This is a genomic window from Pseudomonas sp. GD03903 (assembly GCF_029840045.1).
Taxonomy (GTDB): Bacteria; Pseudomonadota; Gammaproteobacteria; order Pseudomonadales; family Pseudomonadaceae; genus Pseudomonas; species Pseudomonas pseudonitroreducens.
Genome location: NZ_JAOCBT010000021.1, coordinates 62,485 through 87,937 on the forward strand (window position 1 = coordinate 62,485; position 25,453 = coordinate 87,937).

Annotated in this window: 20 protein-coding genes and 3 tRNA genes; 20 read left to right on the forward strand and 3 right to left on the reverse strand. The window is 65.0% G+C overall.

Going from position 1 to position 25,453, the window contains the following annotated elements:
- Positions 1-95 precede the first annotated feature (95 nt).
- From accD to N5C91_RS25630, 10 genes are all read left to right on the forward strand, one after another.
- Positions 96-971, forward strand: a complete 876-nt coding sequence (gene accD, locus N5C91_RS25585) for an acetyl-CoA carboxylase, carboxyltransferase subunit beta (protein WP_279832891.1) — start codon at positions 96-98, stop codon at positions 969-971.
- Positions 968-2,248, forward strand: coding sequence for a bifunctional tetrahydrofolate synthase/dihydrofolate synthase (gene folC / locus N5C91_RS25590; RefSeq protein ID WP_279832892.1), 1,281 nt, complete (start codon positions 968-970; stop codon positions 2,246-2,248). The genes accD and folC overlap by 4 nt, the downstream gene beginning before the upstream one ends.
- Before the next feature lie 35 nt (positions 2,249-2,283).
- Positions 2,284-2,940, forward strand: coding sequence for an SPOR domain-containing protein (locus N5C91_RS25595; RefSeq protein ID WP_236198558.1), 657 nt, complete (start codon positions 2,284-2,286; stop codon positions 2,938-2,940).
- A 104-nt stretch (positions 2,941-3,044) separates the two neighbouring features.
- Positions 3,045-3,587 (forward strand): CvpA family protein, encoded by a 543-nt coding sequence (locus N5C91_RS25600; protein ID WP_138525869.1) that lies wholly within the window; start codon positions 3,045-3,047, stop codon positions 3,585-3,587.
- A 106-nt stretch (positions 3,588-3,693) separates the two neighbouring features.
- The gene (gene purF, locus N5C91_RS25605; protein WP_236170971.1) at positions 3,694-5,199 is read left to right on the forward strand and encodes an amidophosphoribosyltransferase; all 1,506 of its coding nucleotides are present in this window, start codon (positions 3,694-3,696) and stop codon (positions 5,197-5,199) included.
- A gap of 27 nt (positions 5,200-5,226) precedes the next feature.
- On the forward strand, positions 5,227-6,438 hold the full coding sequence (locus N5C91_RS25610) for an O-succinylhomoserine sulfhydrylase (RefSeq protein ID WP_279832896.1): 1,212 nt from the start codon (positions 5,227-5,229) through the stop codon (positions 6,436-6,438).
- The gene (locus tag N5C91_RS25615) at positions 6,435-7,202 is read left to right on the forward strand and encodes an SDR family oxidoreductase (RefSeq protein WP_236198560.1); all 768 of its coding nucleotides are present in this window, start codon (positions 6,435-6,437) and stop codon (positions 7,200-7,202) included. The genes N5C91_RS25610 and N5C91_RS25615 overlap by 4 nt, the downstream gene beginning before the upstream one ends.
- A 203-nt stretch (positions 7,203-7,405) precedes the next feature.
- Positions 7,406-7,481: transfer RNA gene (locus N5C91_RS25620), tRNA-Val, on the forward strand.
- Between the two features lie 15 nt (positions 7,482-7,496).
- Positions 7,497-7,573 (forward strand) — tRNA-Asp (locus tag N5C91_RS25625).
- Positions 7,574-7,669: 96 nt separating this feature from the next.
- A tRNA-Asp gene (locus tag N5C91_RS25630) sits at positions 7,670-7,746 on the forward strand.
- Between the two features lie 251 nt (positions 7,747-7,997).
- On the opposite strand, the gene N5C91_RS25635 is transcribed toward N5C91_RS25630, so the two are convergent.
- Entirely contained in the window at positions 7,998-9,035 is a 1,038-nt protein-coding gene (locus tag N5C91_RS25635) for an AraC family transcriptional regulator (RefSeq protein WP_236198562.1), read from the reverse strand.
- Entirely contained in the window at positions 9,032-10,150 is a 1,119-nt protein-coding gene (locus N5C91_RS25640) for a carbon-nitrogen hydrolase family protein (protein ID WP_236198563.1), read from the reverse strand. Before N5C91_RS25640 ends, N5C91_RS25635 begins: the two co-directional genes overlap by 4 nt.
- Before the next feature lie 216 nt (positions 10,151-10,366).
- Here N5C91_RS25640 and N5C91_RS25645 point away from each other — a divergent pair, with 216 nt between their 5' ends.
- From N5C91_RS25645 to N5C91_RS25655, 3 genes are all read left to right on the forward strand, one after another.
- Complete coding sequence (locus N5C91_RS25645) at positions 10,367-12,400, forward strand: NADPH-dependent 2,4-dienoyl-CoA reductase (RefSeq protein WP_279832898.1); 2,034 nt, start codon at positions 10,367-10,369, stop codon at positions 12,398-12,400.
- A gap of 287 nt (positions 12,401-12,687) precedes the next feature.
- Entirely contained in the window at positions 12,688-14,148 is a 1,461-nt protein-coding gene (locus N5C91_RS25650; protein WP_279832899.1) for a chromosome partitioning protein ParA, read from the forward strand.
- A 10-nt stretch (positions 14,149-14,158) separates the two neighbouring features.
- Positions 14,159-15,103 carry a pyridoxal-phosphate dependent enzyme gene (locus N5C91_RS25655; RefSeq protein ID WP_279832900.1) on the forward strand — a complete coding sequence of 315 codons (945 nt, stop codon included), beginning with the start codon at positions 14,159-14,161 and terminating at the stop codon, positions 15,101-15,103.
- Here the strand turns inward: N5C91_RS25655 and N5C91_RS25660 are convergent.
- Entirely contained in the window at positions 15,091-16,029 is a 939-nt protein-coding gene (locus tag N5C91_RS25660; protein WP_236198565.1) for a DUF1853 family protein, read from the reverse strand. The genes N5C91_RS25655 and N5C91_RS25660 overlap by 13 nt on opposite strands.
- Before the next feature lie 112 nt (positions 16,030-16,141).
- Between N5C91_RS25660 and N5C91_RS25665 the strand changes: the two genes are divergently transcribed.
- From N5C91_RS25665 to N5C91_RS25695, 7 genes are all read left to right on the forward strand, one after another.
- Positions 16,142-17,029, forward strand: coding sequence for an NAD(+) kinase (locus N5C91_RS25665; protein WP_236170963.1), 888 nt, complete (start codon positions 16,142-16,144; stop codon positions 17,027-17,029).
- Positions 17,029-18,009, forward strand: coding sequence for a metallophosphoesterase (locus N5C91_RS25670; RefSeq protein ID WP_279832901.1), 981 nt, complete (start codon positions 17,029-17,031; stop codon positions 18,007-18,009). Before N5C91_RS25665 ends, N5C91_RS25670 begins: the two co-directional genes overlap by 1 nt.
- On the forward strand, positions 18,006-18,878 hold the full coding sequence (locus N5C91_RS25675; RefSeq protein ID WP_279832903.1) for a rhomboid family intramembrane serine protease: 873 nt from the start codon (positions 18,006-18,008) through the stop codon (positions 18,876-18,878). Before N5C91_RS25670 ends, N5C91_RS25675 begins: the two co-directional genes overlap by 4 nt.
- A 171-nt stretch (positions 18,879-19,049) precedes the next feature.
- Entirely contained in the window at positions 19,050-19,310 is a 261-nt protein-coding gene (locus N5C91_RS25680; protein WP_024765109.1) for a DUF1315 family protein, read from the forward strand.
- Positions 19,310-20,137 carry a DUF2797 domain-containing protein gene (locus tag N5C91_RS25685; protein ID WP_279832908.1) on the forward strand — a complete coding sequence of 276 codons (828 nt, stop codon included), beginning with the start codon at positions 19,310-19,312 and terminating at the stop codon, positions 20,135-20,137. Before N5C91_RS25680 ends, N5C91_RS25685 begins: the two co-directional genes overlap by 1 nt.
- Before the next feature lie 149 nt (positions 20,138-20,286).
- Positions 20,287-22,959 carry an aminopeptidase N gene (gene pepN / locus N5C91_RS25690; protein ID WP_279832911.1) on the forward strand — a complete coding sequence of 891 codons (2,673 nt, stop codon included), beginning with the start codon at positions 20,287-20,289 and terminating at the stop codon, positions 22,957-22,959.
- Between the two features lie 487 nt (positions 22,960-23,446).
- Entirely contained in the window at positions 23,447-25,414 is a 1,968-nt protein-coding gene (locus tag N5C91_RS25695) for a DUF1302 domain-containing protein (RefSeq protein ID WP_236198570.1), read from the forward strand.
- Positions 25,415-25,453 lie beyond the last annotated feature (39 nt).

Sequence of the window (25,453 nt, forward strand, 5' to 3'; positions counted from 1 at the left end):
AGGGGTTCCAGCCTTGAGCTCGGAACCGCGACGATGAATTTGCTCAGGGGCACGCGCAACCCATCGCGCCGCGTCCCTGCACTGGAGACGAGAGCATGAGCAACTGGCTGGTAGACAAGCTGATCCCTTCCATCATGCGTTCCGAGGCGAAGAAGAGCTCGGTACCGGAAGGCCTGTGGCACAAGTGCCCGTCCTGCGAGGCGGTGTTGTACCGTCCGGAGCTGGAAAAGACCCTCGACGTCTGCCCCAAGTGCGATCACCACATGCGCATCGGCGCCCGCGCGCGCATCGATATCTTCCTCGATGAGGAAGGTCGCGAGGAGCTGGGCGCAGAGCTGGAGCCGGTCGACCGTCTGAAGTTCCGTGACAGCAAGAAGTACAAGGATCGCCTGACCGCTGCGCAGAAAGACACCGGCGAGAAGGACGCGCTGATCTCCATGAGTGGCAAGCTGATGGGCATGCCGGTCGTGGTCAGCGCCTTCGAGTTCTCCTTCATGGGCGGCTCCATGGGCTCCATCGTCGGCGAGCGCTTCGTGCGCGCTGCCAACTACGCCCTGGAAAACCGTTGCCCGATGATCTGCTTCTCGGCCTCGGGCGGTGCGCGAATGCAGGAGGCCCTGATCTCGCTGATGCAGATGGCCAAGACCTCCGCTGCACTGGCTCGCCTGCGCGAAGAAGGCATTCCGTTCATCTCCGTGCTGACCGACCCGGTCTACGGCGGCGTTTCCGCCAGCCTGGCGATGCTCGGCGACGTGATCGTCGGCGAGCCGCGCGCGCTGATCGGCTTCGCCGGCCCGCGGGTGATCGAGCAGACCGTCCGCGAGAAGCTGCCCGAAGGCTTCCAGCGCAGCGAGTTCCTGCTGGAGCACGGCGCCATCGACATGATCGTTCACCGTGCCAAGCTGCGTCCGCGCCTGGCCAAGGTGCTCGCCAAGTTCACCCACACTCCAAGTACCGCGCTCGCAGGATGACCCAACGTACCCTTGCCGACTGGCTCAGCTACCTCGAACAACTCCACCCCACGGCAATCGACATGGGGCTGGATCGCTCCCGTGAAGTAGCCGGCCGGCTTGGCCTGGGGCGTCTCGCGCCCCGCGTGGTGACCGTCACCGGTACCAACGGCAAGGGTTCCACCTGCGCCTTCCTCGCGGCGATGCTCGGCGAGCAGGGCCTGCGCGTTGGGGTCTATAGCTCCCCGCACCTGCTGCGCTACAACGAGCGCGTGCTCATCGATGGTCTTGAGGCCAGCGATGAGGCGCTCTGCGAGGCGTTCGCCGCCGTCGAGGCGGCGCGTGGCGAAATCTCCCTGACCTACTTCGAGATGGGCACCCTCGCGGCCTTCTGGCTGTTCGAACGCGCCAACCTCGATGCCGTGGTGCTGGAGGTCGGCCTGGGTGGACGCCTGGATGCGGTCAACCTGATCGACTCCGATGTCGCCGTGGTCACCAGTATCGGCATCGATCACACCGACTGGCTGGGCGACACCCGCGAAAGCGTGGCCTCCGAGAAAGCCGGCATTTTCCGCGCCGGCAAGCCCGCCGTGTGTGGCGACCTGGAGCCGCCGGCACCGATCCTGGAGCAGACTCGCCAACTGGGTTCACCGCTGGTCCTGCGCGGCCGCGATTTCGACCTGGCGATGGGCGAGGGCGACTGGCACTGGCGTGGTCGCTCCGCATCGGGCGAGGCGTTGTCGCTGCACAATCTGCCGCTGCTTGACCTGCCGATGGAGAACGCGGCACTGGCCTTGCAGGTCTACGCCCTGCTGGACCTGCCGTGGCAGCACGAGCAACTGGTCGCCGCGCTGCTGCGCACTCGTGTTACCGGGCGCCTGGATCGCCGCACCGTGCAATGGCACGGCGAAGAGCGCCACTTGCTGCTCGACGTCGGGCATAATCCGCACGCATCGCAATACCTGGCCAGCCGTCTGCGTGCAGCGCCGCCCCAGGGCGTGCGCCATGCGGTATTCGGCCTGTTGGCGGACAAGGATCTCGACGGCGTACTGGAACCGCTGCTCGGCTTGGTGCAGGATTGGGCCGTTGCACCACTGCCCACCGGCCGCAGTCGTCCTGTCGAGGAACTGGAAGCCGCGCTTCAGGCGCGCGGGGCGCAGGTCAGTTGCCACGGCGACATTGCCGCGGCGCTGGTAGCGCAGTGCGATGCAGCGGGCACTGATGACGAGATTCTGGTGTTCGGATCGTTCTACAGCGTGGCGGATGCCCTGGAGTGGCTCGCCAAGGCTGCTCAATAAGCTGCTCAATCAAGTACACCTAAGGGGAGTTGTGCATGGCGTTGCTCGATAAGGGGCTCAAGCAGCGGGTAGTCGGAGCGCTGGTGCTGCTGGCGCTGGCGGTCATCTTCCTGCCGATGCTGTTCTCCCGCGAGGACGATGTGCGCCAGGTGGTCGTCGAGGCGCCCGTGATGCCCAAGCCGCCGGCCATGCCCACGGTCGAAGTGCAGCCCACCGAGGTTCCCGAGCCGCAGGCCGAGGATGCGGAGAATGCCGTGCCACCGGCCGAAGCTGCGCCGGCGCAGGCGCCTGCCGCGCCTATCGCCAGCCTGCCGACCCAGCAGGCGCAAGCGCCACAACCCAAAGCTCCGGCCCCGCAGCCCGTCGCACCCAAACCTGCTCAGCCAGCGCCCCAGGCTGCCGCTGCGGCCGCACCGGCGCAGCAGCCAGCGCAGCGCCTGGACAGCAACAATCTGCCGGTGAGCTGGTCGGTACAGCTGGCCAGCCTGTCCAATCGCGCCCGCGCCGATGAACTGCAGAAGTCCCTGCGCAGCCAGGGTTACAACGCCTATGTGCGCAGCTTCGACGGCATGAACCGGGTGTTCGTCGGCCCGGTGGTCGAACGCGCCGAGGCGGACCGCCTGCGCGACCAGTTGGGCAAGCAGCAGAAGCTCAATGGCTTCGTGGTGCGCTTCCAGCCTGAACGTGGCTGAGCTGGTTCGTTAGCTTCACTCAATCAGCCCCATGGCAAACTGGGGCTCTTCTAAATCGAAGGCCTCTGCTAAAATGCGGGGCCTTTCCGTTTCTGGGCCGCAACGTGGCATTTACCTGGGTCGATTGGACGATGATCGGCATCATCGTCATTTCCAGCCTGATCAGCTTGAGCCGTGGTTTCGTCAAGGAAGCCCTGTCGCTGGTCACCTGGATCGTAGCCGGTGCGGTCGCCTGGATGTTCGGCGGCGCGCTGGCCGAGCATCTCGCACCCTATATTCAGCTGCCCTCGGGGCGCGTCATCGCTGCTTGCGCTCTGCTTTTCGTCGTCACGCTGCTGCTCGGCGCACTCGTCAATTTCCTCATCAGCGAGCTGGTCCGGGTGACCGGCATGTCCGGCACCGACCGTGTGCTCGGCATGGTCTTCGGTGGCGCCCGCGGGGTGCTGCTGGTGGTGCTGCTGGTCGGCCTGCTCAGCCTTGCGCCGGTGCAACAGGACCCGTGGTGGCAGCAATCGGTGCTGATGCCGCATTTCCTGATGGTCGCCGATTGGTCGAAGAACTTCATTCTGACGTTTGCCGGGCAGTGGATGTCCGGCGTTACCATCACTCCGCCATCTGGAGTGGGGTCTCTGCTGCCGGCCCAGTGACGGGCAGGCAGAGGCGACGGGAAGCCGTCGCCGCTACGGCAGGTCCGGTGGATACTGCCGAATAAGGATTTGTTTTAGCCTGAACACCAACTAGGGGTTGCGTCGCATGTGTGGCATCGTCGGTATCGTGGGCAAGTCGAACGTCAATCAGGCGCTGTATGACGCCCTCACCGTTCTCCAGCATCGTGGCCAGGACGCTGCGGGGATCGTCACCTGTCAGGACGACCGTCTGTACCTGCGCAAGGACAACGGCCTGGTCCGTGACGTCTTTCAGCAGCGTCACATGCAGCGCCTGGTCGGCAAGATCGGCATCGGCCACGTGCGCTACCCCACTGCGGGCAGCTCCAGTTCCGCCGAGGCCCAGCCGTTCTACGTCAACTCGCCGTATGGCATCACCCTGGCGCACAACGGCAACCTGACCAACGTCGAGCAACTGGCCAAGGAAATCTACGAATCCGACCTGCGCCACGTGAACACCAACTCCGACTCGGAAGTGCTGCTCAACGTGTTCGCCCATGAGCTGGCGGTGCGCAACAAGCTGCAGCCCACCGAGGAAGACGTGTTCGCCGCCGTTGCCGGCGTGCATGCCCGTTGTGTCGGCGGCTATGCCGTGGTGGCGATGATCACCGGTCACGGTATCGTCGGTTTCCGCGATCCCCATGCGATCCGCCCGATCGTCTTCGGCCAGCGTCACACCGAGAACGGCGTGGAATACATGATTGCCTCGGAAAGCGTGGCGCTGGACGTCCTCGGCTTCACCCTGATTCGCGATCTCGCGCCGGGCGAAGCGGTGTACATCACCGAGGAAGGCAAGCTCTATACCCGCCAGTGCGCGGCCAACCCGCAGTACTCGCCGTGCATCTTCGAGCACGTCTACCTGGCGCGTCCGGACTCCATCATCGATGGCATCTCGGTCTACAAGGCCCGCCTGCGCATGGGCGAGAAGCTGGCCGACAAGATCCTCCGCGAGCGTCCGGATCACGACATCGACGTGGTCATCCCGATCCCGGACACCAGCCGCACCGCCGCGCTGGAACTGGCCAACCGCCTGGGCGTGAAGTTCCGCGAAGGCTTCGTGAAGAACCGCTACATCGGCCGTACCTTCATCATGCCCGGCCAGGCCGCGCGCAAGAAATCGGTGCGCCAGAAGCTCAACGCCATCGAGCTGGAATTCCGCGGCAAGAACGTGATGCTGGTGGACGACTCCATCGTGCGCGGCACCACCTGCAAGCAGATCATCCAGATGGCCCGCGAGGCCGGCGCGAAGAACGTCTACTTCTGCTCCGCCGCTCCCGCCGTACGCTACCCCAACGTCTACGGCATCGACATGCCGAGCGCCCACGAGCTGATCGCGCACAACCGCAGCACCGAGGAAGTCGGCGAGCTGATCGGCGCCGATTGGCTGGTGTATCAGGACCTGCAGGACCTGATCGAATCCACCGAGGGCGGCAAGATCAAGATCGAGCACTTCGACTGTGCCGTGTTCAATGGTGAGTACGTTACCGGCGACGTCGACGAGGCCTATCTGAACAAGATCGAGCAGGCGCGCAACGATGCGACCAAGACCAAGGTCGCCGCCGTCAGCGCCATCATCGATCTGTATAACGACTGATCTAGAAACGAATAGGGAGAGCAGGGCATGGCTCAGGATTGGGAAGCCGGCCGGCTGGACAGCGACCTCGAGGGCGTCGGTTTCGACACCCTGGCGGTGCGCGCCGGCCAGCGCCGCACCCCGGAAGGCGAGCACGGCGAAGGCCTGTTCACCACTTCCAGCTACGTGTTCCGTAGCGCCGCCGACGCGGCTGCACGTTTCGCCGGTGAAGTGCCGGGCAACGTCTATTCGCGCTACACCAACCCCACGGTGCGCACCTTCGAGGAGCGCATCGCTGCGCTGGAAGGCGCCGAGCAGGCGGTGGCCACCTCCACCGGCATGTCGGCCATCCTGTCCCTGGTGATGAGTCTGTGCAGCGCTGGTGACCACGTGCTGGTCTCGCGCAGCGTGTTCGGCTCGACCATCAGCCTGTTCGAGAAGTATTTCAAGCGTTTCGGTATCGAGGTGGACTATCCGCCGCTGAGCGACCTGAAAGCCTGGGAGACGGCGTGCAAGCCGAACACCAAGCTGTTCTTCGTCGAATCGCCGTCCAACCCCTTGGCCGAGCTGGTGGATATCGCCGCGCTGGCCGAGATCGCCCATGCCAAGGGCGCGCTGCTCGCCGTGGACAACTGCTTCTGCACCCCGGCATTGCAGCAGCCGCTGAAGTTGGGTGCGGATGTGGTGATCCATTCGGCGACCAAGTACATCGACGGCCAGGGTCGCACCATGGGCGGCGTGGTGGCGGGTCGCCGCGCGCAGATGGAGCCCGTCGTCGGCTTCCTGCGCACCGCCGGCCCGACCCTCAGCCCGTTCAACGCCTGGATCTTCATCAAGGGCCTGGAAACCCTGCGCGTGCGCATGCAGGCCCACAGTGCCTCCGCCCAGCAAGTCGCTGAATGGCTGGAGCAACAGCCGGGCGTCGAGCGCGTCTATTATTCCGGGCTGCCCAGTCATCCGCAGCACGAACTGGCCAAGCGTCAGCAGAAGGGCTTCGGTGCGGTGGTGAGCTTCGAGGTTAAGGGCGGCAAGGACGCGGCGTGGCGCTGCATCGATGCCACCCGGATGATTTCCATCACCACCAACCTGGGTGACACCAAGACCACCACCGCTCACCCGGCCACGACCTCCCACGGTCGCCTGTCGCCGGCCGAGCGCGAGAACGCCGGTATCCGTGACAACCTGATCCGCGTCGCCGTAGGCCTGGAGGATGTCGACGACATCAAGGCCGACCTGGCGCGAGGCTTGGCTGCGCTGTGAGCATGGCGGACATCCTTGGCAACGGCCGCGTCGTCCTGGTAACCGGGGCGGCGCACGGCATTGGTCTGGGCATCAGCGCCTGGCTGGTCGCCGAGGGCTGGCAGGTGGTGCTGGCGGACATCGACCGCGAGCGTGGCCCGAAGGTGGCTGCGGCGCTGGGCGAGCGTGCCAGCTTCATCGCGCTGGATGTGGCCAATGAGGGGCAGGTTGCCGCGGCCGTTGCCGAGCTGATCGGTCAGTTCGGCCGCCTGGACGCGTTGGTGAGCAATGCGGCCATCGCCAGGCCGCACAACACCGCCCTGGAGAGCCTCGGCCTGAACGAGTGGAACCGCACCCTGGCGGTGAACCTCACCGGGCCGATGTTGCTGGCCAAGCACTGTGCGCCGTACCTGCGTGCGCACAGCGGTGCAATCGTCAACATTGCTTCGACCCGTGCGCACCAGTCCGAGCCGAACTCCGAAGCTTACGCAGCGAGCAAGGGCGGCCTGCTGTCGCTGACCCATGCCCTGGCCGGCAGCCTGGGGCCGGATATCCGCGTCAACGCGATTTCTCCCGGCTGGATTGATGCCCGTGACCTGCGCGAGCGCGAGGCCGAGCCGCTGACCGAGCTGGATCATGACCAGCACCTGGTCGGTCGCGTTGGTACGGTGGAGGACGTCGCAGCAGCGGTATCCTGGCTGATCGGCGACGGCGCCGGCTTCGTCACCGGCCAGGAGCTGGTGATCGATGGCGGCATGACGCGCAAGATGATCTACCTCGACTGAGAGTCGAGCGTGGAAGAGGAGGGCGGCCCGCGGGTCGCCCTTTTTCTTTTGTGGCTCTCCGACTCCGGGGGTGGGCTGTTCGCGAGCTGCACCGAGGTCGCTGACCGCACACCGAACTTTTTTTGCGGGAAATGAAAAAAATTTCAATCAGGGCATTGACTTAGGATTCGCCGGCTGTAGAATGCGCCCCACTTCGAGACGAAGGGTGATTAGCTCAGCCGGGAGAGCATCTGCCTTACAAGCAGAGGGTCGGCGGTTCGATCCCGTCATCACCCACCACTCTCGCAGTTACGCGCAGCGGTAGTTCAGTCGGTTAGAATACCGGCCTGTCACGCCGGGGGTCGCGGGTTCGAGTCCCGTCCGCTGCGCCATTTCCCCCTCCTTGGTTCCTACCCCGAACCAGCTTGTCGAGTGATTCACTCCAGGCGCAAGGAGGTTGCTGTACCGGACGAAAGTCCAACCGACACGCAGCGGTAGTTCAGTCGGTTAGAATACCGGCCTGTCACGCCGGGGGTCGCGGGTTCGAGTCCCGTCCGCTGCGCCATATTCGAAAGCCCTCAGGTAGCGATACCTGGGGGCTTTTTCGTTTCCGTCCGAAAATTCCTGGTGCTGTTCTGTAAGACGCTGTCACAGGTCGTTCACTTTCAGCGTCTAGCTTTTTTCCCATGGTCTTTGCTAAAACCGGATCGAACGGTCAGGAGAAAGCCAATGGACGACTATCAGGAAGAGCTGCTCGAACTGCACGCCGTGGAACAGGATCTGCCGGAGCCGGCCGACGACGCCACGGAGATGTGATCAGGCGCTGTGGCGCTGGGCGCGGCGGAATTCCCCGGGCGTCTGCCCGCTCCAGCGCTTGAAGGCGCGCTGGAACGCCTCGGCGGAGGCGAAACCGAGCAGATAGGCGATCTCGCCGAAGGCCAGGTCGGTGTCGCGGATGTAGATCATCGCCAGGTCGCGGCGCGTGTCGTTGAGGATGCTGCGGAACTGCGTGCCTTCCTCCGCCAGCTTGCGGCGCAGTGTCCAGGTTGGCAGCTTGAGGCGGGCGGCGACTTCCTCTAGGTCCGGCTCGCGTCCGTTGAGCATCGGGCCCAGCAACTGGGCGACACGCTCGCGCAGGCTGCGTGTGCGGGTCAGTTGCTCCAGCTCCTTCTCGCAGATATCCAGCAATTGCCGCCAGGTGCTCGGACAGTGGTCCGGATTGCCGCGCGCCAGGGCCGACTGGTCCAGGCGCAACTGGTTGTGCTCGGCACCGAATTCCACCGGGCAGCCGAGCATCTCCTCGAAGCGTGATGCCCAGGCCGGCGCCGGGTATTCGATCTCGATCTTCTCCGGGCGCAGCGGCTGTGCGCCGATGCTGCCGAGCATGCTGACCCAGCCAGCCAGCACAGAGTCCACGACAAAGCGGTTGTAGGCGTTGTACGGGCTGATGGAGTAGAAGCGCAGCCAGGCGCCACTGGCGTCCTCGATGAAGCTGCTCTGCCCGCGGTAGTTCTGTGCGTACAGCGGCTCGAAGCGGATCAGTGCACGAGCGGCGGCGCGCAGGTTCGGTGCCTGCGCGGCGGTCACGCCGGCCAGGCCACTCTGGCTCGGTCGGCTCAACTGGCCCATGCGCAGTCCCAGGGCGGGGTCGCCGCTCTGCTGGATGGCCGCATGGCCCAGGCGCATGTAGCGAGGAATGGAGAGACGCGCGCCGGGTTCGCCCAGGCGTGCGGCGTCCAGCCCGTATTGTTGAAGCAGGGGGTGCGCGGCGACGCCGCTTTCTTCCAGCGCATCGGCGAGGCTGTGGACAAAACCCACTGACAGGTCGCCGAGGCGCATGGTTGGGCGGTTCATAGCCAGAGGTTGATCAGGCGCGCGCCGGGGCCTTCGGGCGCCAGGGTGTGGCTGCCGCCGCTGACCACCAGGCTGCGGCCGTCGCTGCCCAGGTCCCATAGGTGGCCACGCATGAATACGGTGATGCCGGCATGGGCGCCGCTTTCACCCAGGCGGCCGGCCAGGGCCAGGCGCTCCCAGGCTTCGCCTTCGGTGAGTTCGCCCGGCTTGATGCGCACGTCGTCCGGCGTCGCGCCGCCGTTATAGCCTTTCCACGGCTTGTTCCAGTTGCCGTTGCCGGTAAGGAAGGCCGGGACTGCGATGATGTCGGGCTTGTTCGCGGCCAGAGCCTGGTAGCTCACCGGGTACCAGCTGTCGGCGCAGACCAGCACGCCCAGGCGTCCGGCCGGGGTCTGCAGGACCTGCAGGTCATCCGGGTCGCCGCCACGGGTGAAGCCTTTCTCGTCGTCGATGGGGAACAGCTTGCGCTGCGGCTTGCCCAGCGGCAGGCCGTCGCTGCCAAAGACCTGAGTAACGTTGTAGAGGCGACCGTTGCCTGTGCGGATCTGCCCTTCGACGATGCGCGGGTTGGGCAGCACGATGGAGCCGGCGACGATGGTCACGCCGAATTCCCTGGCCAGCCCGCCGAACAGCGTCTGGTAGTCGTGGGCCATGTCCACTGCCTTCATGCGGAACAGGGCGTCGGCCATGCGGTCCTCGCCCTTGGCGCCGAGCCAGCCGCGTGCCAGTTTCAGCGGGTTGCTGGCGGCCATCCATTCCATGGCCTCGGCGATGTGCTCGGTCTGGTAGACCTCGGGCTTCTCGCCCGCGGCCACCAGCCAGGTGCCGATGTGCTCGGGGAAGACCACCACGGTGCGCGGATTGATCAGCCCTTCGTCGCGGGCCTTGGCCAGGTAGGCGCGGAATTTCAGGCGCAGGCGCTCGACGCTCTGGTAGTCCTGGGTATAGAGCTCGGGCTGCACGCCCAGCAGGTTGCCGCGCTCGGACGGTTGGCCCTGGTTGAGCGAGACCTGGCTGCGCAGGTCGGACAGGTAGTGGCCCACCGGGCGACGCTCGGCCCAGCCGGCATAGCCGGCGAAGAGGATCACCAGGACGAGGAAGATCAGCTTGCGCATAAAGGACAGGTACTCATGGGATGCACCACAGGGTAGGGGTTGGGCCGGGTGTTGCCAAGACGGCGTGTCATCTTTGGTCAGTAACTTGTCATTTTCGATCATTGAGCGGCGAGGGTGCGCTCCTTAGAGTCTGCCCCATACCGACCGCTCCCCATGCCTTGCCGTTCCACGGCCGCGGGCTGAGGGGGCGGCATCATCGTGAATGCCGGAGGAAACATGACCGCCACTTACCCGCACCTGCTCGCACCGCTGGACCTGGGCTTCACCACCCTGCGCAACCGCACCCTGATGGGCTCCATGCACACCGGCCTGGAAGAGAAGCCGCAGGGCTTCGAGCGCATGGCGGCCTACTTCGCCGAGCGCGCCCGCGGTGGCGTTGGCCTGATGGTCACTGGCGGCATCGGCCCGAACGAGGAAGGCGGTGTGTATTCCGGCGCGGCCAAGCTGAGCACCCCGGAAGAAGCCGAGAAGCACAAGATCGTCACCCAGGCGGTGCACGAGGCGGGCGGCAAGATCTGCATGCAGATCCTCCATGCCGGCCGCTACGCCTACAGCCCGAAATCCGTCGCGCCCAGCGCCATCCAGGCGCCGATCAACCCGTTCAAACCGCGCGAGCTGGATGAAGAGGGCATCGAGAAGCAGATCGCAGACTTCGTCAATTGCTCGAGCCTGGCCCAGGTGGCCGGCTACGACGGCGTCGAGATCATGGGGTCGGAAGGCTACTTCATCAACCAGTTCCTCGCCGCCCACACCAACCACCGTACCGACCGTTGGGGTGGCAGCTACGAGAACCGCATGCGCCTGCCGGTGGAAATCGTCCGCCGCGTGCGTGAGGCCGTAGGCCCGAACTTCATCATCATCTATCGCCTGTCGATGCTCGACCTGGTGGAAGGTGGCAGCACCTGGGACGAGATCGTCCTGCTGGCCAAGGCCATCGAGCAGGCCGGCGCGACCATCATCAACACCGGTATCGGCTGGCACGAAGCGCGTATCCCGACCATCGCCACCAAGGTGCCGCGCGCGGCCTTCACCAAGGTCACCGCCAAGCTGCGCGGCGAGATCGGAATCCCGCTGATCACCACCAACCGCATCAACACCCCGGAAGTGGCCGAACAGGTGCTGGCCGAGGGCGACGCCGACATGGTCTCCATGGCCCGTCCGTTCCTCGCCGACCCGGACTTCGTCAACAAGGCCGCCGAAGGCCGTGCCGACGAGATCAACACCTGCATCGGCTGCAACCAGGCCTGCCTGGATCACACCTTCGGTGGCAAGCTCACCAGTTGCCTGGTCAACCCGCGTGCCTGCCACGAGACCGAGCTGAACTACATCCCGACCACCCACGTGAAGAAGATCGCCGTGGTCGGCGCCGGTCCGGCGGGCCTGTCTGCTGCCACCGTGGCGGCCGAGCGTGGCCATGAGGTGACCCTGTTCGACGCCGCCGGCGAGATCGGCGGGCAGTTCAACGTCGCCAAGCGCGTACCCGGCAAGGAAGAGTTCTACGAGACCCTGCGCTACTTCAAGCGCAAGGTGGAAACCACCGGGGTCGACCTGCGCCTGAATACCCGCGTCAGCGTCGATGACCTGGTCAAGGGCGGCTTCGACGAGATCATCCTGGCCACCGGCATCGTGCCGCGCACCCCGGCGATCCCGGGCATCGACAACGCCAAGGTGATCAGCTACCTGGATGCCATCCTCGAACGCAAACCGGTCGGCAAGACTGCCGCCGTGATCGGCGCTGGCGGCATCGGTTTCGACGTCTCCGAATACATCACCCATGCCGGTCAATCCACCAGCCTGGACCGCCATGCCTTCTGGCAGGAGTGGGGCATCGACGAGAACCTTGAAGCCCGTGGCGGCATCGCCGGCATCCAGGCGCACCCGCACGCGGCGGCGCGCCAGGTGTTCCTGCTGCAGCGCAAGAAGTCCAAGGTCGGCGACGGTCTGGGCAAGACCACTGGCTGGATCCATCGCACCGGGCTGAAGAACAAGCAGGTGCAGATGCTCAACAGTGTCGAGTACCTCAAGGTCGACAACGACGGCCTGCACATCAGCATCGCCGGCGGCGAACCGCAGGTGCTGCCGGTGGACACCGTGGTCGTCTGTGCCGGCCAGGATCCGCTGCGCGAGCTGCATGAGGGGTTGGTCGCTGCCGGCCAGAACGTGCACCTGATCGGCGGTGCCGACGTGGCTGCCGAGCTGGATGCCAAGCGCGCCATCAACCAGGGCTCGCGCCTCGCTGCCGAGCTCTGATCCTGCAGAACGCTCAGTCGGCTGAGACTTGAGTCGCAAAACCGGGCCCGGAAAAGTTCCCTTCCGGGCCCGGATATCGCCCCGAAAATCCAACCGCGTCACAGAATTATCCAGCCAGTTAACCGCCCGGCCTGACCGCCGGGTCGGGTGCCAACCCAGTCACATTGCCTGCGACATTAATTCCCCTAGACTTGCTCGGATGTCGGGATTTTCCCGCTGTCTGGGTGCTGCATTTCTGACAGACCCTTTTTTCAGACTTCCTCCCGCACCAGCCCAGAGGTCAATCGATGAGCATGCAGAAGAAGCCTCAAATGGTGGAAGCCGTGGTCTTCTTCAATGACCGTGGCGTCTGCAGGGAAATGCTCTACCCCGAATTCGAGGCACTGCTCGACAACGTCGTGCAGATGTCGGAATACGCCGATCAGCAGATGCAACTTGCCTATGTGCTGATCAACCCGCGCCTGCTGGTCAAGGCCGTGGTGTTCTTCTATCTCGACTTCGACGAGAAGGGCGAAGCCGACCGCGGCTGGAATCTGCCGCTGCGCAATCTCGCCGACCGCGCCGGACGCGGCCCGGACATGGGCGCCGGCCCCATTCGCCTGGCCTGCCGCAGCCAGTGCCCGGTGTCCTGGCATCAGATGCACCTGTGGGACCCGAGCCTGGATGCCGCTCAGAACCATCTGGTGCAACTGCGCGAGGCGGTCAAGCGCAACAATCTCGGTGTGCTGGTGGAGGAAGAGCCTGCCGCCGTGGAGCTGGCGCGCCTGCAGATGGCCGACGAGCATCAGTGGTACGCACCGACCGAGGAATCTCGCGAGGAGGCCGAGAAGCTGGCCCGTGCGATGCTCGAGGAACACCAGCAGAAGACCGCCGAACTGCTCGGCCAGCATGAGGCTCGCCTGTCGCAGATCAGCCAGCAGCATGAGCAGGAGCTCAGCCGCCTGAAGCTCGGCGCACAGGAGCAGGTCAGGGTACTGCAGGCCGAACTGGCTGCCGTGCGTGAAGGCCTCAAGCGTGAGGAAGAAATCAACGCCGGCTTGCGCCGTGAACTGGACGGCCAGGCCAATGGCTTCCAGCGCGGTCGCGAGGAATTGACGGCGCAGTTGCGGCATATCGAACAGAGCGGCCGCGACGAGCTGGAACAGCTGCGCCAGCAGATCGAGGAAGAGTCACGCACTCGCATGGCCAGTCTGGAGGCTCGCTACAAGGAGCAGATTTCTGTCCGCGACGTCGAGCTGGGCTACCGCAATGAGCTGGACCAGCAGTTGCAGCAGGAGAACCAGCAACTGCGCCAGGAGGCCGAGCAACTGCGCGAGGAAACCGAGCAGCTGCGCCAGATAGCCGCACAACTGCAGCAGGGCGCCGAAGGCCTGCGCCTGGAGCTCGACACCCTGTCGGCCAAGGCGGCGGATGGTTCGGTGCTGGAGCGCCTGGCGGGCATGGGGGTGATCTTCGTGGTGTACCATCCCGGCGCCGGTCATTTGACCCTGTCGCTGCAGGATGTCGCCCGTTACCAGGAAAACCCCATGGCTTACGCCGCCGCCAAGTGCTTCGTCGCCGAAGACCAGTACCGCAGCTGGCTCGCCCATTACCAGCAACCCGCCTGTGAGGGACGGCTGTCCAACGGCGAGCGTTGCGCCATGCCCATCGATCGCGTGGAAACTCCCGGCCGCTTCGTCGAAGGCGACAGCAATTGCTGCTCCCGACACAAGACTGCCGGCCGGCTACGCAGCGTCACCAGCGGCTGAACGGGGCGCCTTGCGGTTCCCCGGCTGGCGCCCTGAAGCCCCTCTGCAACGTATCCGCCTGGATTGGCTCGACCGCGCTGGCGTCGAGCTGGCGTTGTTGCGACTGGACCTCGTCGATGAGCGGGTCTCCGGCAACAAATGGTTCAAGCTCGCGCCTTACCTCCAGCAGGCGGCCGATCTCGGCCTGAGTGGCGTGATGACCCTGGGTGGCGCCCATTCCAACCACCTGCATGCAGTGGCAGCGGCTGGCGCGCGCTTTGGCTTCGAGACCGTCGGATTGCTGCGCGGAGAAGAGCAGGACAATCCCACGGTGGCTGATCTGCGCCATCTCGGCATGCAGCTCCACTGGCTCGGCTACGGCGGCTATCGCCGGCGCCACCAGGCCGATTTCTGGACACCCTGGCGCGAGCGCTACCCACATTTGCTGGCGGTGGCCGAGGGCGGTGGCGGCTTCGCCGGTGCGCAGGGCTGTGCGCCCCTGGTCGCGCAGGTTCGCCAGCAGCTCGATGCCCTCGGCTGGGACGACTATCAGCAGCTCTGGGTGGCCTGCGGCACCGGCACGACCCTGGCCGGCCTGGTGCTCGGCGAGCAGGGCAAGCATTGCGTGGTCGGTGCCCTGGCGGTGCCGCCGGGGCATGGCGTCGAAACGCAGGTGCCTGAGCTGTTGAGGGCAGGCGGTGTGCCCGATGCCGACTACCGTCTGGTCGACGCCAGTCGTGGTGGTTTTGCGCGGATCGACCCGACGCTGGCGCGCTTCATTCTGGCGACCGAGGCCGAGTGCGGCGTACCGCTGGAACCGCTGTACACCGGCAAGCTGTTGCTGGCGTTGCGCGATGAGGTCGCAGAAGGGCGCATCGAGCGCGGCGCTCGCATCGTCGCGATCCACAGTGGCGGTCTGCAGGGGCGGCGAGCGCTGGAGGAGGAATTGATAGCGCTGGCTGCTCAGCGCGAATAACCGCTGTGCACCCGCGGCCAGCGGTCGCCCACCAGGAACAGGCGTTCCTGCTCGCGCCAGCGACCGTGCCGTTGCTCCAGGCGTACCAGCATCTGCGGGAAACCGTCTTCCGGTAGCTCGGCCAGCCAGGTGCTGAAGCGCTCTGTGCTCCAGCATTCATCTTCGGCGGCCGGAGATAGCCAGCCCTTGCGCGACAGCGCCTGCCAACCCTGCGGGTGCTGTGCGTGGTAGGCCGGCCAGGCACGCCGGTGCAGCCAGCGGCCGCGCTGGTGGTTGTCGCTGGCCCCCGCGGGGGGCGGGCAGGGCGTCGGCCAGGAGTAGAACAGGTAACCGCCGAGCCACAGGCCGGGTGATGGCGCCGCGTCGCTGTATTCGCGTACCACGGCCAGCCCCTCGGCGGTGGAGGAGAGCGGCAGCTGATGCTGGTAGAAGTGCTCGATCTTGCGCAGCAGATGGTCCTCGGCGCCCGGCCCGAGCCAGGAGTCGGGGCCGTCGTCGCTGGGGCCGAGGTAGAGCTTGATCGCCAGTTCCAGGTGATGCAGGCCGTCGTCGTCTTGCAGCAGCAGGTCCAGCTCACCGAGCGTCTGGCCGTTATCGCGCACCGGCAGGTTGGCGGCCAGCAGGCGCAGGTCCGGTGCGTGTTCCAGGGCATATTGCCAGAGGCGTTCGTAGTAGCGGCCCAGGCGCTGGTGCGGCGCGGATTCGAGCTGCGCGAGCAATTCGCCGGGCGCCTGTTCCTGGCTGCGCAGCCAGTCCGCCAGCAGCGCGGGCCGCGAATACCAGCGGCTGGCAGCCAGCGGGTGGCGCAGCGCGGGACTGCCGGGCTGCAGCAACGGCGGGGAGAGCAGCGTCCAGGCGAGATCGCGGACCTGCGGCTGGCGCAGGTCGATGAGCAGCTCGTCGAGCAGGGCGGTGAAGTCGGTCATGCCTGAAGCCTAGCCGGTATGCCGGCGCAGCGGCCACGCTGGCGTTTGCCGCTGCTTCCGGGTTTCGCCCATAATTCCGCCATTCGAGTAGCGCAACGCCGTCCGGAGTCCCATGGAACCCTTTCGCAATATCGGCATTATCGGCCGCCTGGGTAGCAACCAGGTCCTGGAAACCATCCGTCGGCTGAAGAAATTCCTCACCGAGCGCCACCTGCATGTGATCCTCGAGGACACCATTGCCGAGGTCCTGCCGGGCCATGGCCTGCAGACCTGCTCACGAAAGATCATGGGCGAGATCTGCGATCTGGTGATCGTCGTCGGTGGCGATGGCAGCATGCTCGGCGCTGCACGCGCCCTGGCGCGGCACAAGGTGCCGGTACTGGGGATCAACCGTGGCAGCCTGGGCTTCCTCACCGATATCCGCCCCGACGAGCTGGAGACGAAAGTCGCCGAGGTGCTTGGCGGTCAGTACATCGTCGAGAGCCGTTTCCTGCTCGATGCCCTGGTGCGCCGGCATGGCGAATCCATCGGTCAGGGCGATGCGCTGAATGACGTAGTGCTGCACCCTGGCAAGTCCACGCGGATGATCGAGTTCGAGCTGTACATCGACGGCCAGTTCGTCTGCAGCCAGAAGGCCGACGGTCTGATCGTCGCCACCCCGACCGGCTCCACTGCATACGCGCTGTCCGCCGGCGGGCCGATCATGCATCCCAAGCTGGATGCCATCGTGGTCGTGCCGATGTACCCGCACATGCTCTCCAGCCGGCCCATCGTGGTCGACGGCAACAGTGAGCTGAAGATCGTCGTCTCGCCGAACATGCAGATCTACCCGCAGGTCTCCTGCGACGGCCAGAACCACTTCACCTGCGCGCCGGGCGACACCGTCACGGTGAGCAAGAAGCCGCAGAAGCTGCGCCTGATCCATCCCATCGACCACAACTATTACGAAGTCTGCCGGACCAAGCTGGGCTGGGGCAGCCGCCTCGGGAGCAGCGAGTGATGGAACTCGACCCCGCACGCGGCTACGACCTGATTGGCGATATCCACGGCTGCGCGCATACCCTCGACCACCTGCTGGAGCGCCTCGGCTACCGTCTGCAGGGCGGCGTGTGGCGACATGCGCGGCGCCAGGCGCTGTTCCTCGGCGACATCATCGACCGTGGTCCGCGTATCCGCGAGGCGCTGCACCGGGTGCACGACATGGTCGCCGGCGGCGAAGCGTTGTGCATCATGGGCAACCATGAGTTCAACGCCCTCGGCTGGTCCATGCCAGCCGCGCCGGGCAGTGGCCGCCAGTATGTGCGCGAGCACACGCCGCGCCACGCTCGGCTGATCCGCGAGACGCTGGAGCAGTTCGAAGGCCACCCGGCGGACTGGCGCGACTTCCTCGGCTGGTTCCAGGAGATGCCGTTGTTCCTTGATGCCGGGCGTTTCCGCATGGTCCACGCCTGCTGGGACCATGGCGTGATCGACGCCCTGCGCCAGCAGTTCCCGGACGGGCGCATCGACGAGGCCTTCCTGATGGCCACCGCCGAACCGGGCAGTTTCGCCCAGCAGGCCTGCGACCGCCTGCTGCGCGGCACGGACATGCGCCTGCCCAACGGCCTGACCCTGACCGGCAGCGATGGTTTTACCCGCGCCTTTTTCCGCACCAAGTTCTGGGAAGAAGACCGTGCGCCGGAAACCTATGGCGACATCGTGTTCCAGCCCGACGCGCTGCCCGACGAAGTGGCCAGCGAACGTCTGAGCGAAGAGCAGAAGTCGCGCCTGCTGACCTACGGTGCGGATGAGCCACTGCTGTTCGTCGGCCACTACTGGCGGCGTGGCACGCCGGCGCCGATCCGCCCGAACCTCGCCTGCCTGGACTACAGCGCGGTGATGTACGGCAAGCTCGCGGCCTATCGGCTGGACGAGGAAACGCGGCTGGACCGCAACAAGTTCGTGTGGGTGGATGTGAAGCGTCCGGAGGGCGAAGAGTGAGCGCTATCGAAGCGATGCGGCTGCCTTCGGCGGTCGATCTGGGGGCGTTCGTCGGCCTGTTGCGCCGGCTGAATGTGCCGTTCCGGGTCAGTGAGGAGTCCGGCGAACAGGTGCTCTGGGTGCCCAACGCGCAATTGGCCGAGCAGGTTCGCAGCCTGTACGAGCGCTATCCGCAGGGCGACCCGGAGTTCACCGTGCAGGCGCAGGCCGAGCGCCGCGGGCCAGGGTTCGTCCAGCAACTGAAGATGAGCCGCATGACCGCGGCGGTGCTGCTGGTGACCTTCGTGGTGGCCGCCGTGACCTTGCTCGGTACTTCCCCGGAGACGCTGCGCTGGTTCACCTTCCAGAACTTCCAGATGGTCGGCGAGGATCGCGCGCTGTTCTACCCGCTGTCCGATTCGCTGGCGCAGGGGCAGTGGTGGCGCCTGTTCACCCCCATGCTGATCCACTTCGGCTGGCTGCACCTAGCGATGAACGCCATGTGGTACTGGGAGCTGGGCCGGCGTATCGAGTACCGCCAGGGGCCCTGGTTGCTGCTGGGGCTGAGCCTGGGCTTCGGCCTCATCTCCAACGTCGTGCAGTACGGCGTCAGCGGCCCGAGCCTGTTCGGCGGCTTGTCCGGCGTGCTTTACGGCCTGCTCGGCCACTGCTGGATCTTCCAGCGCATGGCGCCGACGCCGGCCTACAACCTGCCCAAGGGCGTGGTGGCGATGATGCTGATCTGGCTGCTGGTGTGCCTGTCGGGTGTGATCGACCTGCTCGGCTTCGGCTCCATTGCCAACGGCGCTCATGTAGGCGGGCTGCTGGCCGGTTGCCTGAGCGGCCTGATTGGAGGGCTGCTGGCACGGCGACATGCGCCTGCGCCGTAGGATGGCGTGGAGCGCAGCGATACCCATCGATCAGTGCACCAACAGCATAGGTATCGCTTAGGCTCCACCCATCCTACGAACAGCTATCGCCCTAATTGACCAGCGTTCGTGCGCCCGGGCGTTCGGCCCGGTAGAATGCCCGCTTCGTTTTTCCCCTGCAGGAGCCGGCCAATGTCGTCCTTCGCCGAAATGATCCAGAACATCACCCCGGAAATCTACGAGAGCCTCAAGCTGGCCGTGGAAATCGGCAAATGGCCCGACGGCCGCAAGCTGTCCCAGGAGCAGAAGGAGCTGTCGCTGCAGGCCATGATCGCCTGGGAGATGGACAACCTGCCCGAGGACCAGCGTACCGGCTACATGGGGCCGCAGGAATGCGCGTCCCACGCCGAGCCGATCCCGAACATGATCTTCTCTTCCAACTCGCTGCACTGATGCAAGAGATTGGACGCGGCGCCCTGGACAAGATGTCGGCGCGCCTGGAAAGCCCCGTGCAGTACGCCTTCCGCCTGGGCGATGCACAGGTCCCGGTCAACCCGCTGATCGGCAAGACGGTGCGCCTGGAGTATCTGGGCGAGATCAATTGCTGCCATTGCGGGCGCAAGACCAAGAAGAGCTTCGCCCAGGGCTACTGCTACCCGTGCTTCACGAAGCTGGCGCAGTGCGACAGCTGCATCATGAGCCCGGAGAAGTGCCACTACGAAGATGGCTCCTGCCGCGAGCCGGAGTGGGGCGAGCGCTTCTGCATGACCGACCACGTGGTGTACCTGGCCAACTCCTCGGGGGCGAAGGTGGGCATCACCCGCGCCACCCAGGTGCCGACCCGCTGGATCGACCAGGGTGCGCGCCAGGCGCTGCCGATCATGCGTGTGGCGACCCGTCAGCAGTCCGGCTTCGTCGAGGACCTGCTGCGCAGCCAGGTTACTGACCGCACCAACTGGCGTGCGCTGCTCAAGGGCGAGGCCGAACCGCTGGACCTGGTGGCTATCCGCGAGCAGATCTTCGACGCCTGCGCCGAGGGTATCGTCGCCCTGCAGCAGCGCTTCGGCCTGCAGGCGATCCAGCCGGTGATCGATTTGGAGCCCATCGAGATCCGCTATCCGGTGGAGGCCTATCTGGCCAAGATCACCAGCTTCGATCTGGACAAGACGCCCGTGGTAGAAGGTACCCTGCAGGGTATCAAGGGCCAGTACCTGATCTTCGATACCGGCGTGATCAACGTGCGCAAATTCACCGCGTACCAGCTGGCCATCAGCGCCTGATCGACACTGCATTGAATTTCCGGCTCGTGGCACGCATCTAGGGATAGATGCGTGCGCGACTCGCCCGCTTCGTTCTAGCTCGCTAGAGTCAGTACCAGATTCCTCCGGCCGGCCTATCGCGCCGGCCGCCTGCCAAGGGGCCAAAAGCCATGCGTACCGAGCAACCGAAAGTCATCTACCTCAAGGATTATCAGGCTCCCGAGTACCTGATCGACGAGACCAACCTGACCTTCGAGCTGTACGAGGACCACACCCTGGTCCACGCCCAGCTGGTGATGCGCCGCAACCCTGATCGTGCGGCCGGCGCTCCGGGCGACGGCCTGCCGCCGCTGGTGCTCGACGGCCAGCAGCTGGAGCTGCTGTCGGTGGCGCTGGATGACCAGGCTCTCGAGGCCGGCCAGTACCAGCTGGACGAGAACCACCTGACCCTGCAGCCGACGGCGATGAACTTCACCGTCGACAGCACCGTGCGCATCCACCCGGAAAGCAACACCGCGCTGGAAGGCCTGTACAAGTCCGGCAAGATGTTCTGCACCCAGTGCGAGGCCGAGGGCTTCCGCAAGATCACCTACTACCTCGACCGCCCGGACGTGATGAGCAGCTTCACCACCACGCTCTCCGCCGAGCAGCACAAGTACCCGGTGCTTCTCTCCAATGGCAACCCGGTGGCCAGCGGCGCGGAAGAGGGCGGCCGCCACTGGGCGACCTGGCAGGACCCGTTCAAGAAGCCGGCCTACCTGTTTGCCCTGGTTGCCGGCGACCTGTGGTGCGTGGAAGACCAGTTCACCACCATGAGCGAGCGCGAAGTCACCCTGCGCATCTATGTCGAGCCGGAGAACATCGACAAGGTCCAGCACGCCATGGACAGCCTGAAGAACTCGATGCGCTGGGACGAGAAGGTCTATGGCCGCGAGTACGACCTGGACATCTTCATGATCGTCGCGGTCAACGACTTCAACATGGGCGCCATGGAGAACAAGGGCCTCAACATCTTCAACTCCAGCTGCGTGCTGGCCAAGGCCGAGACCGCCACCGACGCCGCACACCAGCGCGTCGAGGGCGTGGTCGCCCACGAGTACTTCCACAACTGGTCGGGCAACCGCGTGACCTGCCGCGACTGGTTCCAGCTGTCGCTCAAGGAAGGCTTCACCGTGTTCCGCGACAGTGAGTTCTCCGCCGACATGAACTCGCGCACCGTCAAGCGTGTCGAGGACGTGGCCTTCCTGCGCACCAACCAGTTCGCCGAGGACGCCGGCCCCATGGCGCACCCGGTGCGCCCGGATTCCTTCATCGAGATTTCCAACTTCTACACCCTGACCGTCTACGAGAAGGGTTCGGAAGTGGTGCGCATGATCCACACCCTGCTGGGCGCCGACGGCTTCCGCAAGGGCACCGACCTGTACTTCGAGCGCCATGACGGCCAGGCCGTGACCTGCGACGATTTCATCAAGGCCATGGAAGACGCCAACGGCGTCGACCTCACCCAGTTCAAGCGCTGGTACAGCCAGTCCGGTACTCCGCGCCTGGCGGTGGAGGAGAGCTACGACGCCGCCGCGCAGAGCTACACCCTGACCTTCCGCCAGAGCTGCCCGGCGACGCCGGGGCAGAGCGAGAAGCTGCCCTTCGTCATCCCGGTGCAGATGGGCCTGATCGACAAGCTGGGCAACGCCCTGTCGCTGCGCCTCAAGGGCGAAGAGCACGCCCACGGTAGCGACCGTGTGCTGCAGGTGACCGAAGCCGAGCAGTCCTTCACCTTCGTCGGTCTCGCCGAGAAGCCGCTGCCGTCGCTGCTGCGTGGTTTCTCCGCGCCGGTGAAGCTGAGCTTCCCCTACGACCGCGACCAGTTGATGTTCCTCATGCAGTTTGATGAGGACGGCTTCAATCGCTGGGAAGCCGGCCAGCAGCTGGCCGTGCAGGTCCTGCAGGAATTGATCGGCCAGCACCAGCGTGGCGAGAAGCTGGTGCTCGACCAGCGTCTGGTCACCGCCTTCCGTACCTTGCTGCTGGACACCGGCCTGGATCAGGCCATGGTCGCCGAGATGCTCTCGCTGCCCAGCGAGGCCTACCTCACCGAGATCAGCGACGTGGCTGACGTCGAGGCGATCCACGCGGCCCGTGAGTTCGCCCGCCAGCAGATCGGCGCGGCGCTGCATGAACAGCTGTGGGAGCGTTACCAGGCCAACCGCACGCAATCCCGCGAGACTGCCTACGTTGCCGAGGCCTCGCACATTGCCCGTCGCAGCCTGCAGAACATCGCGCTGTCCTACCTCATTCAGAGCGGCAAGGCCGAAGTGCTCGCTGCCTGCCAGGAGCAGTACAAGGATTGCGACAACATGACCGAGCGCCTGACCGCGCTCGCCGTGCTGGTCAACTCTTCCTTCGAGAAGGAGAAGGCCGAGGCGCTGGCGATGTTCGCCGACTATTTCAAGGACGACCCGCTGGTGATGGACCAGTGGTTCAGCGTTCAGGCCGGCTGCACCCTCCCGGGTGGGCTGGAGCGTGTGCAGGAGCTGATGAAGCATTCGGCCTTCACCCTGAAGAACCCGAACAAGATCCGCGCGCTGATCGGCGCCTTTGCCAACCAGAATGCGGTCAACTTCCACCGCGCGGATGGCGCCGGCTACCGCTTCCTCGCCGACCAGATCATCACCCTCAACGCGCTCAACCCGCAGATCGCCTCGCGCCTGCTGACGCCGCTGACCCGCTGGCGCAAGTATGCGCCTGAGCGCCAGGCGCTGATGAAGGCCGAACTGGAGCGCATTCTGGCGTCCGGCGAGCTGTCCAGCGATGTCTACGAGGTGGTCAGCAAGAGCCTCGCGTAACACACCCTCCGCGCCCCGTTCCAGGGGCGCATGGCACTTTCGAAAAGGTGTTACCAACTTTTGTTGGTAACACCTTTTTGTTACCTATCGAAATTGACTGGCGTCTTGCTTATCGCTTTGCGCTATTGAGCGAAAAGTGCCGATGTGTCTGCGTCGCGCCTTCAGGGGCGGATTGCGCCATGGGGTGTGGTAAATGGCGCAATCGGCCACCTGGTTTGATCAGTGAATGACCAGTCACAAAAAGTAGCGCGCTGATTCTTTATTTTTTGTAAGCAGAATCCAGTTATTCGTGCTCTTGGCACTGGGGTTGCACCGACGGACCCCGCTTAGCCTTTGCCCGTCCGATGGGGCGGGAGGCGTGTCGAGCACCTTGGGGGAGTTTCCTTCAGATCGACGACAACAAGGCCGTGGAATAACGGCTGAAAACGGTGAACCGCACGCAGTGGCGGCACCGCCAAAGAATGATCAGTCCATGGAGTGAGTCCTAATGGAAATCCCAGTTCGCAAGCCCGTCTTGCGTTATGCGCCTGCTCGTGCGGGCTTCGCCCTGGCAGGCATCCTGCCGCTGCTGATGTCCGCCCAGGCGACTGCCGTCGAATTCAGCTTCCTCGATAACGAAGTCACCGGCTCGCTGGACAGCACCGTGTCCTACGGCGCCCTGTGGCGCGTGCAGGGCCAGGACAAGACCAACAACGACATCAACGGCAACGACGGCAACCGCAACTTCGATACTGGTCTGGTTTCCGAGGTGTACAAGATCACTTCCGACCTGGAAGCGACCTACAAGAACTACGGTCTGTTCGTACGTGGCTCGGCTTTCTATGACACCCAGATCATGGACAAGCGCAACGACTACTACGACAACAACCATCCGGCGCAGCCGAGCCAGACGTACCCCAACAGCGACCGCTTCACCAGCGAAACCCGCGATGCCTCTGGTAACCGCGCCGAGATTCTCGATGCCTACGTCTACGGCAACTGGGACGTCGCCGATCACCCGCTGACCGCACGCCTGGGCCGCCAGGTGTTCAACTGGGGCGAGGGCATCTTCTACCGCGGTGGCGTCAACACCACCAACCCGGTGGACGCCGCCAAGTTCCGCCTGCCAGGCTCCGAGCTGAAGGAAGTGCTGATGCCGGTGGAGGCTGTGAGCTTCAACATCGGCCTGACCGACAACCTGTCGATGGACACCTTCTACCAGTGGAACTGGAAAGAGACGCGCATCGACCCGGTTGGCACCTTCTTCTCCGAGACCGACCTGTTCGCCGATGGCGGCAACACCGCCTACACCACCGTTGGCGCGCTCTCCAACCCGCTGTTCCAGAGCCTTTACCCGCAGCTCTCTGCAGGTCATGTGGGCGGCCTGCAGGGCACTCAGTACCTGGATTCCAACGGTGTGTTCAAGGTCGCCAATGTCGGCAAGGACATCAACGCCAAGAACGATGGCCAGTTCGGGGTGGCGTTCCACTACGTGGCTGAAGAGCTGAACTCCACCGAGTTCGGCTTCTACTTCGTCAACTACCACTCCAAAGAACCGACCATCTACGCCGACCTGAACAGCGACTACGCTGGCGTGGATCTCGACCAGCTCGCCGGCGTCGGTGGCTTCACCTCCTACGACCAGCTGGTGAGCGCCGCAGGCAGCGGCAACGCCCTGGCCGGCCAGGTGCTGAGCCTGGTGAACGGCGCGACCTCCGTGGACGTGGCCAACCAGGTCAACGCCCGCCGTGAATATGTGGAAAACATCCGCATGTACGGCTTCAGCTTCAACACCACCGTGGGCGACGCCTCGGTGTTCGGTGAGCTGGCCTACCGCCCGAACCTGCCGATCGGCATTGCCACCACCAACGACCTGCTCGGCGACCTGCTGGTCCAGGCTCCGGCGCTGGCCAGTGGCAAGACCGTGAACATCGGTGGCGGTGACGTCTCGATTCGCGACCAGATCCACAACTACGAGCGCGTCGAGGCCTTCAATACCTCGCTGGGCACCATCTACAACTTCGGCCCGTCGCTGTCCTTCGACTCGCTGATGGGTGTGGCGGAACTCGCCTCCGAACACCTGCGCGGCAGCGACCTGCAGTACACCGCGTACGATGGCAGCACCCGCTACTACTCCGGCCGCGGCAACGGCGCCTACATCTCCGGTTACGACCGCGACGATCAGGTGAACAAGAACGCCTACGGCTACACCCTGCTGCTGTCGGGTACCTGGAACGATGTCTTCGCCGGCGTGAACATCTCGCCCTATGCCGTCTACAAGGACGACTTCGAAGGCAACTCCTACCAGACCGGCAACTTCATCGAAGGCCGCAAGGCCTACACCCTGGGCGTCAAGGCCACCTACCTGAACGCCCTGGAAGCCGAACTGCAGTACACCGAGTTCTACGGTGCCGGGCAGAACAACGCTGGCCGCGACCGCGACAACGTCGGCTTCAACGTCAAGTACTCCTTCTGATAACGACAAGCGTGCGGCGGGCGTCAGAAGTACCCGCCG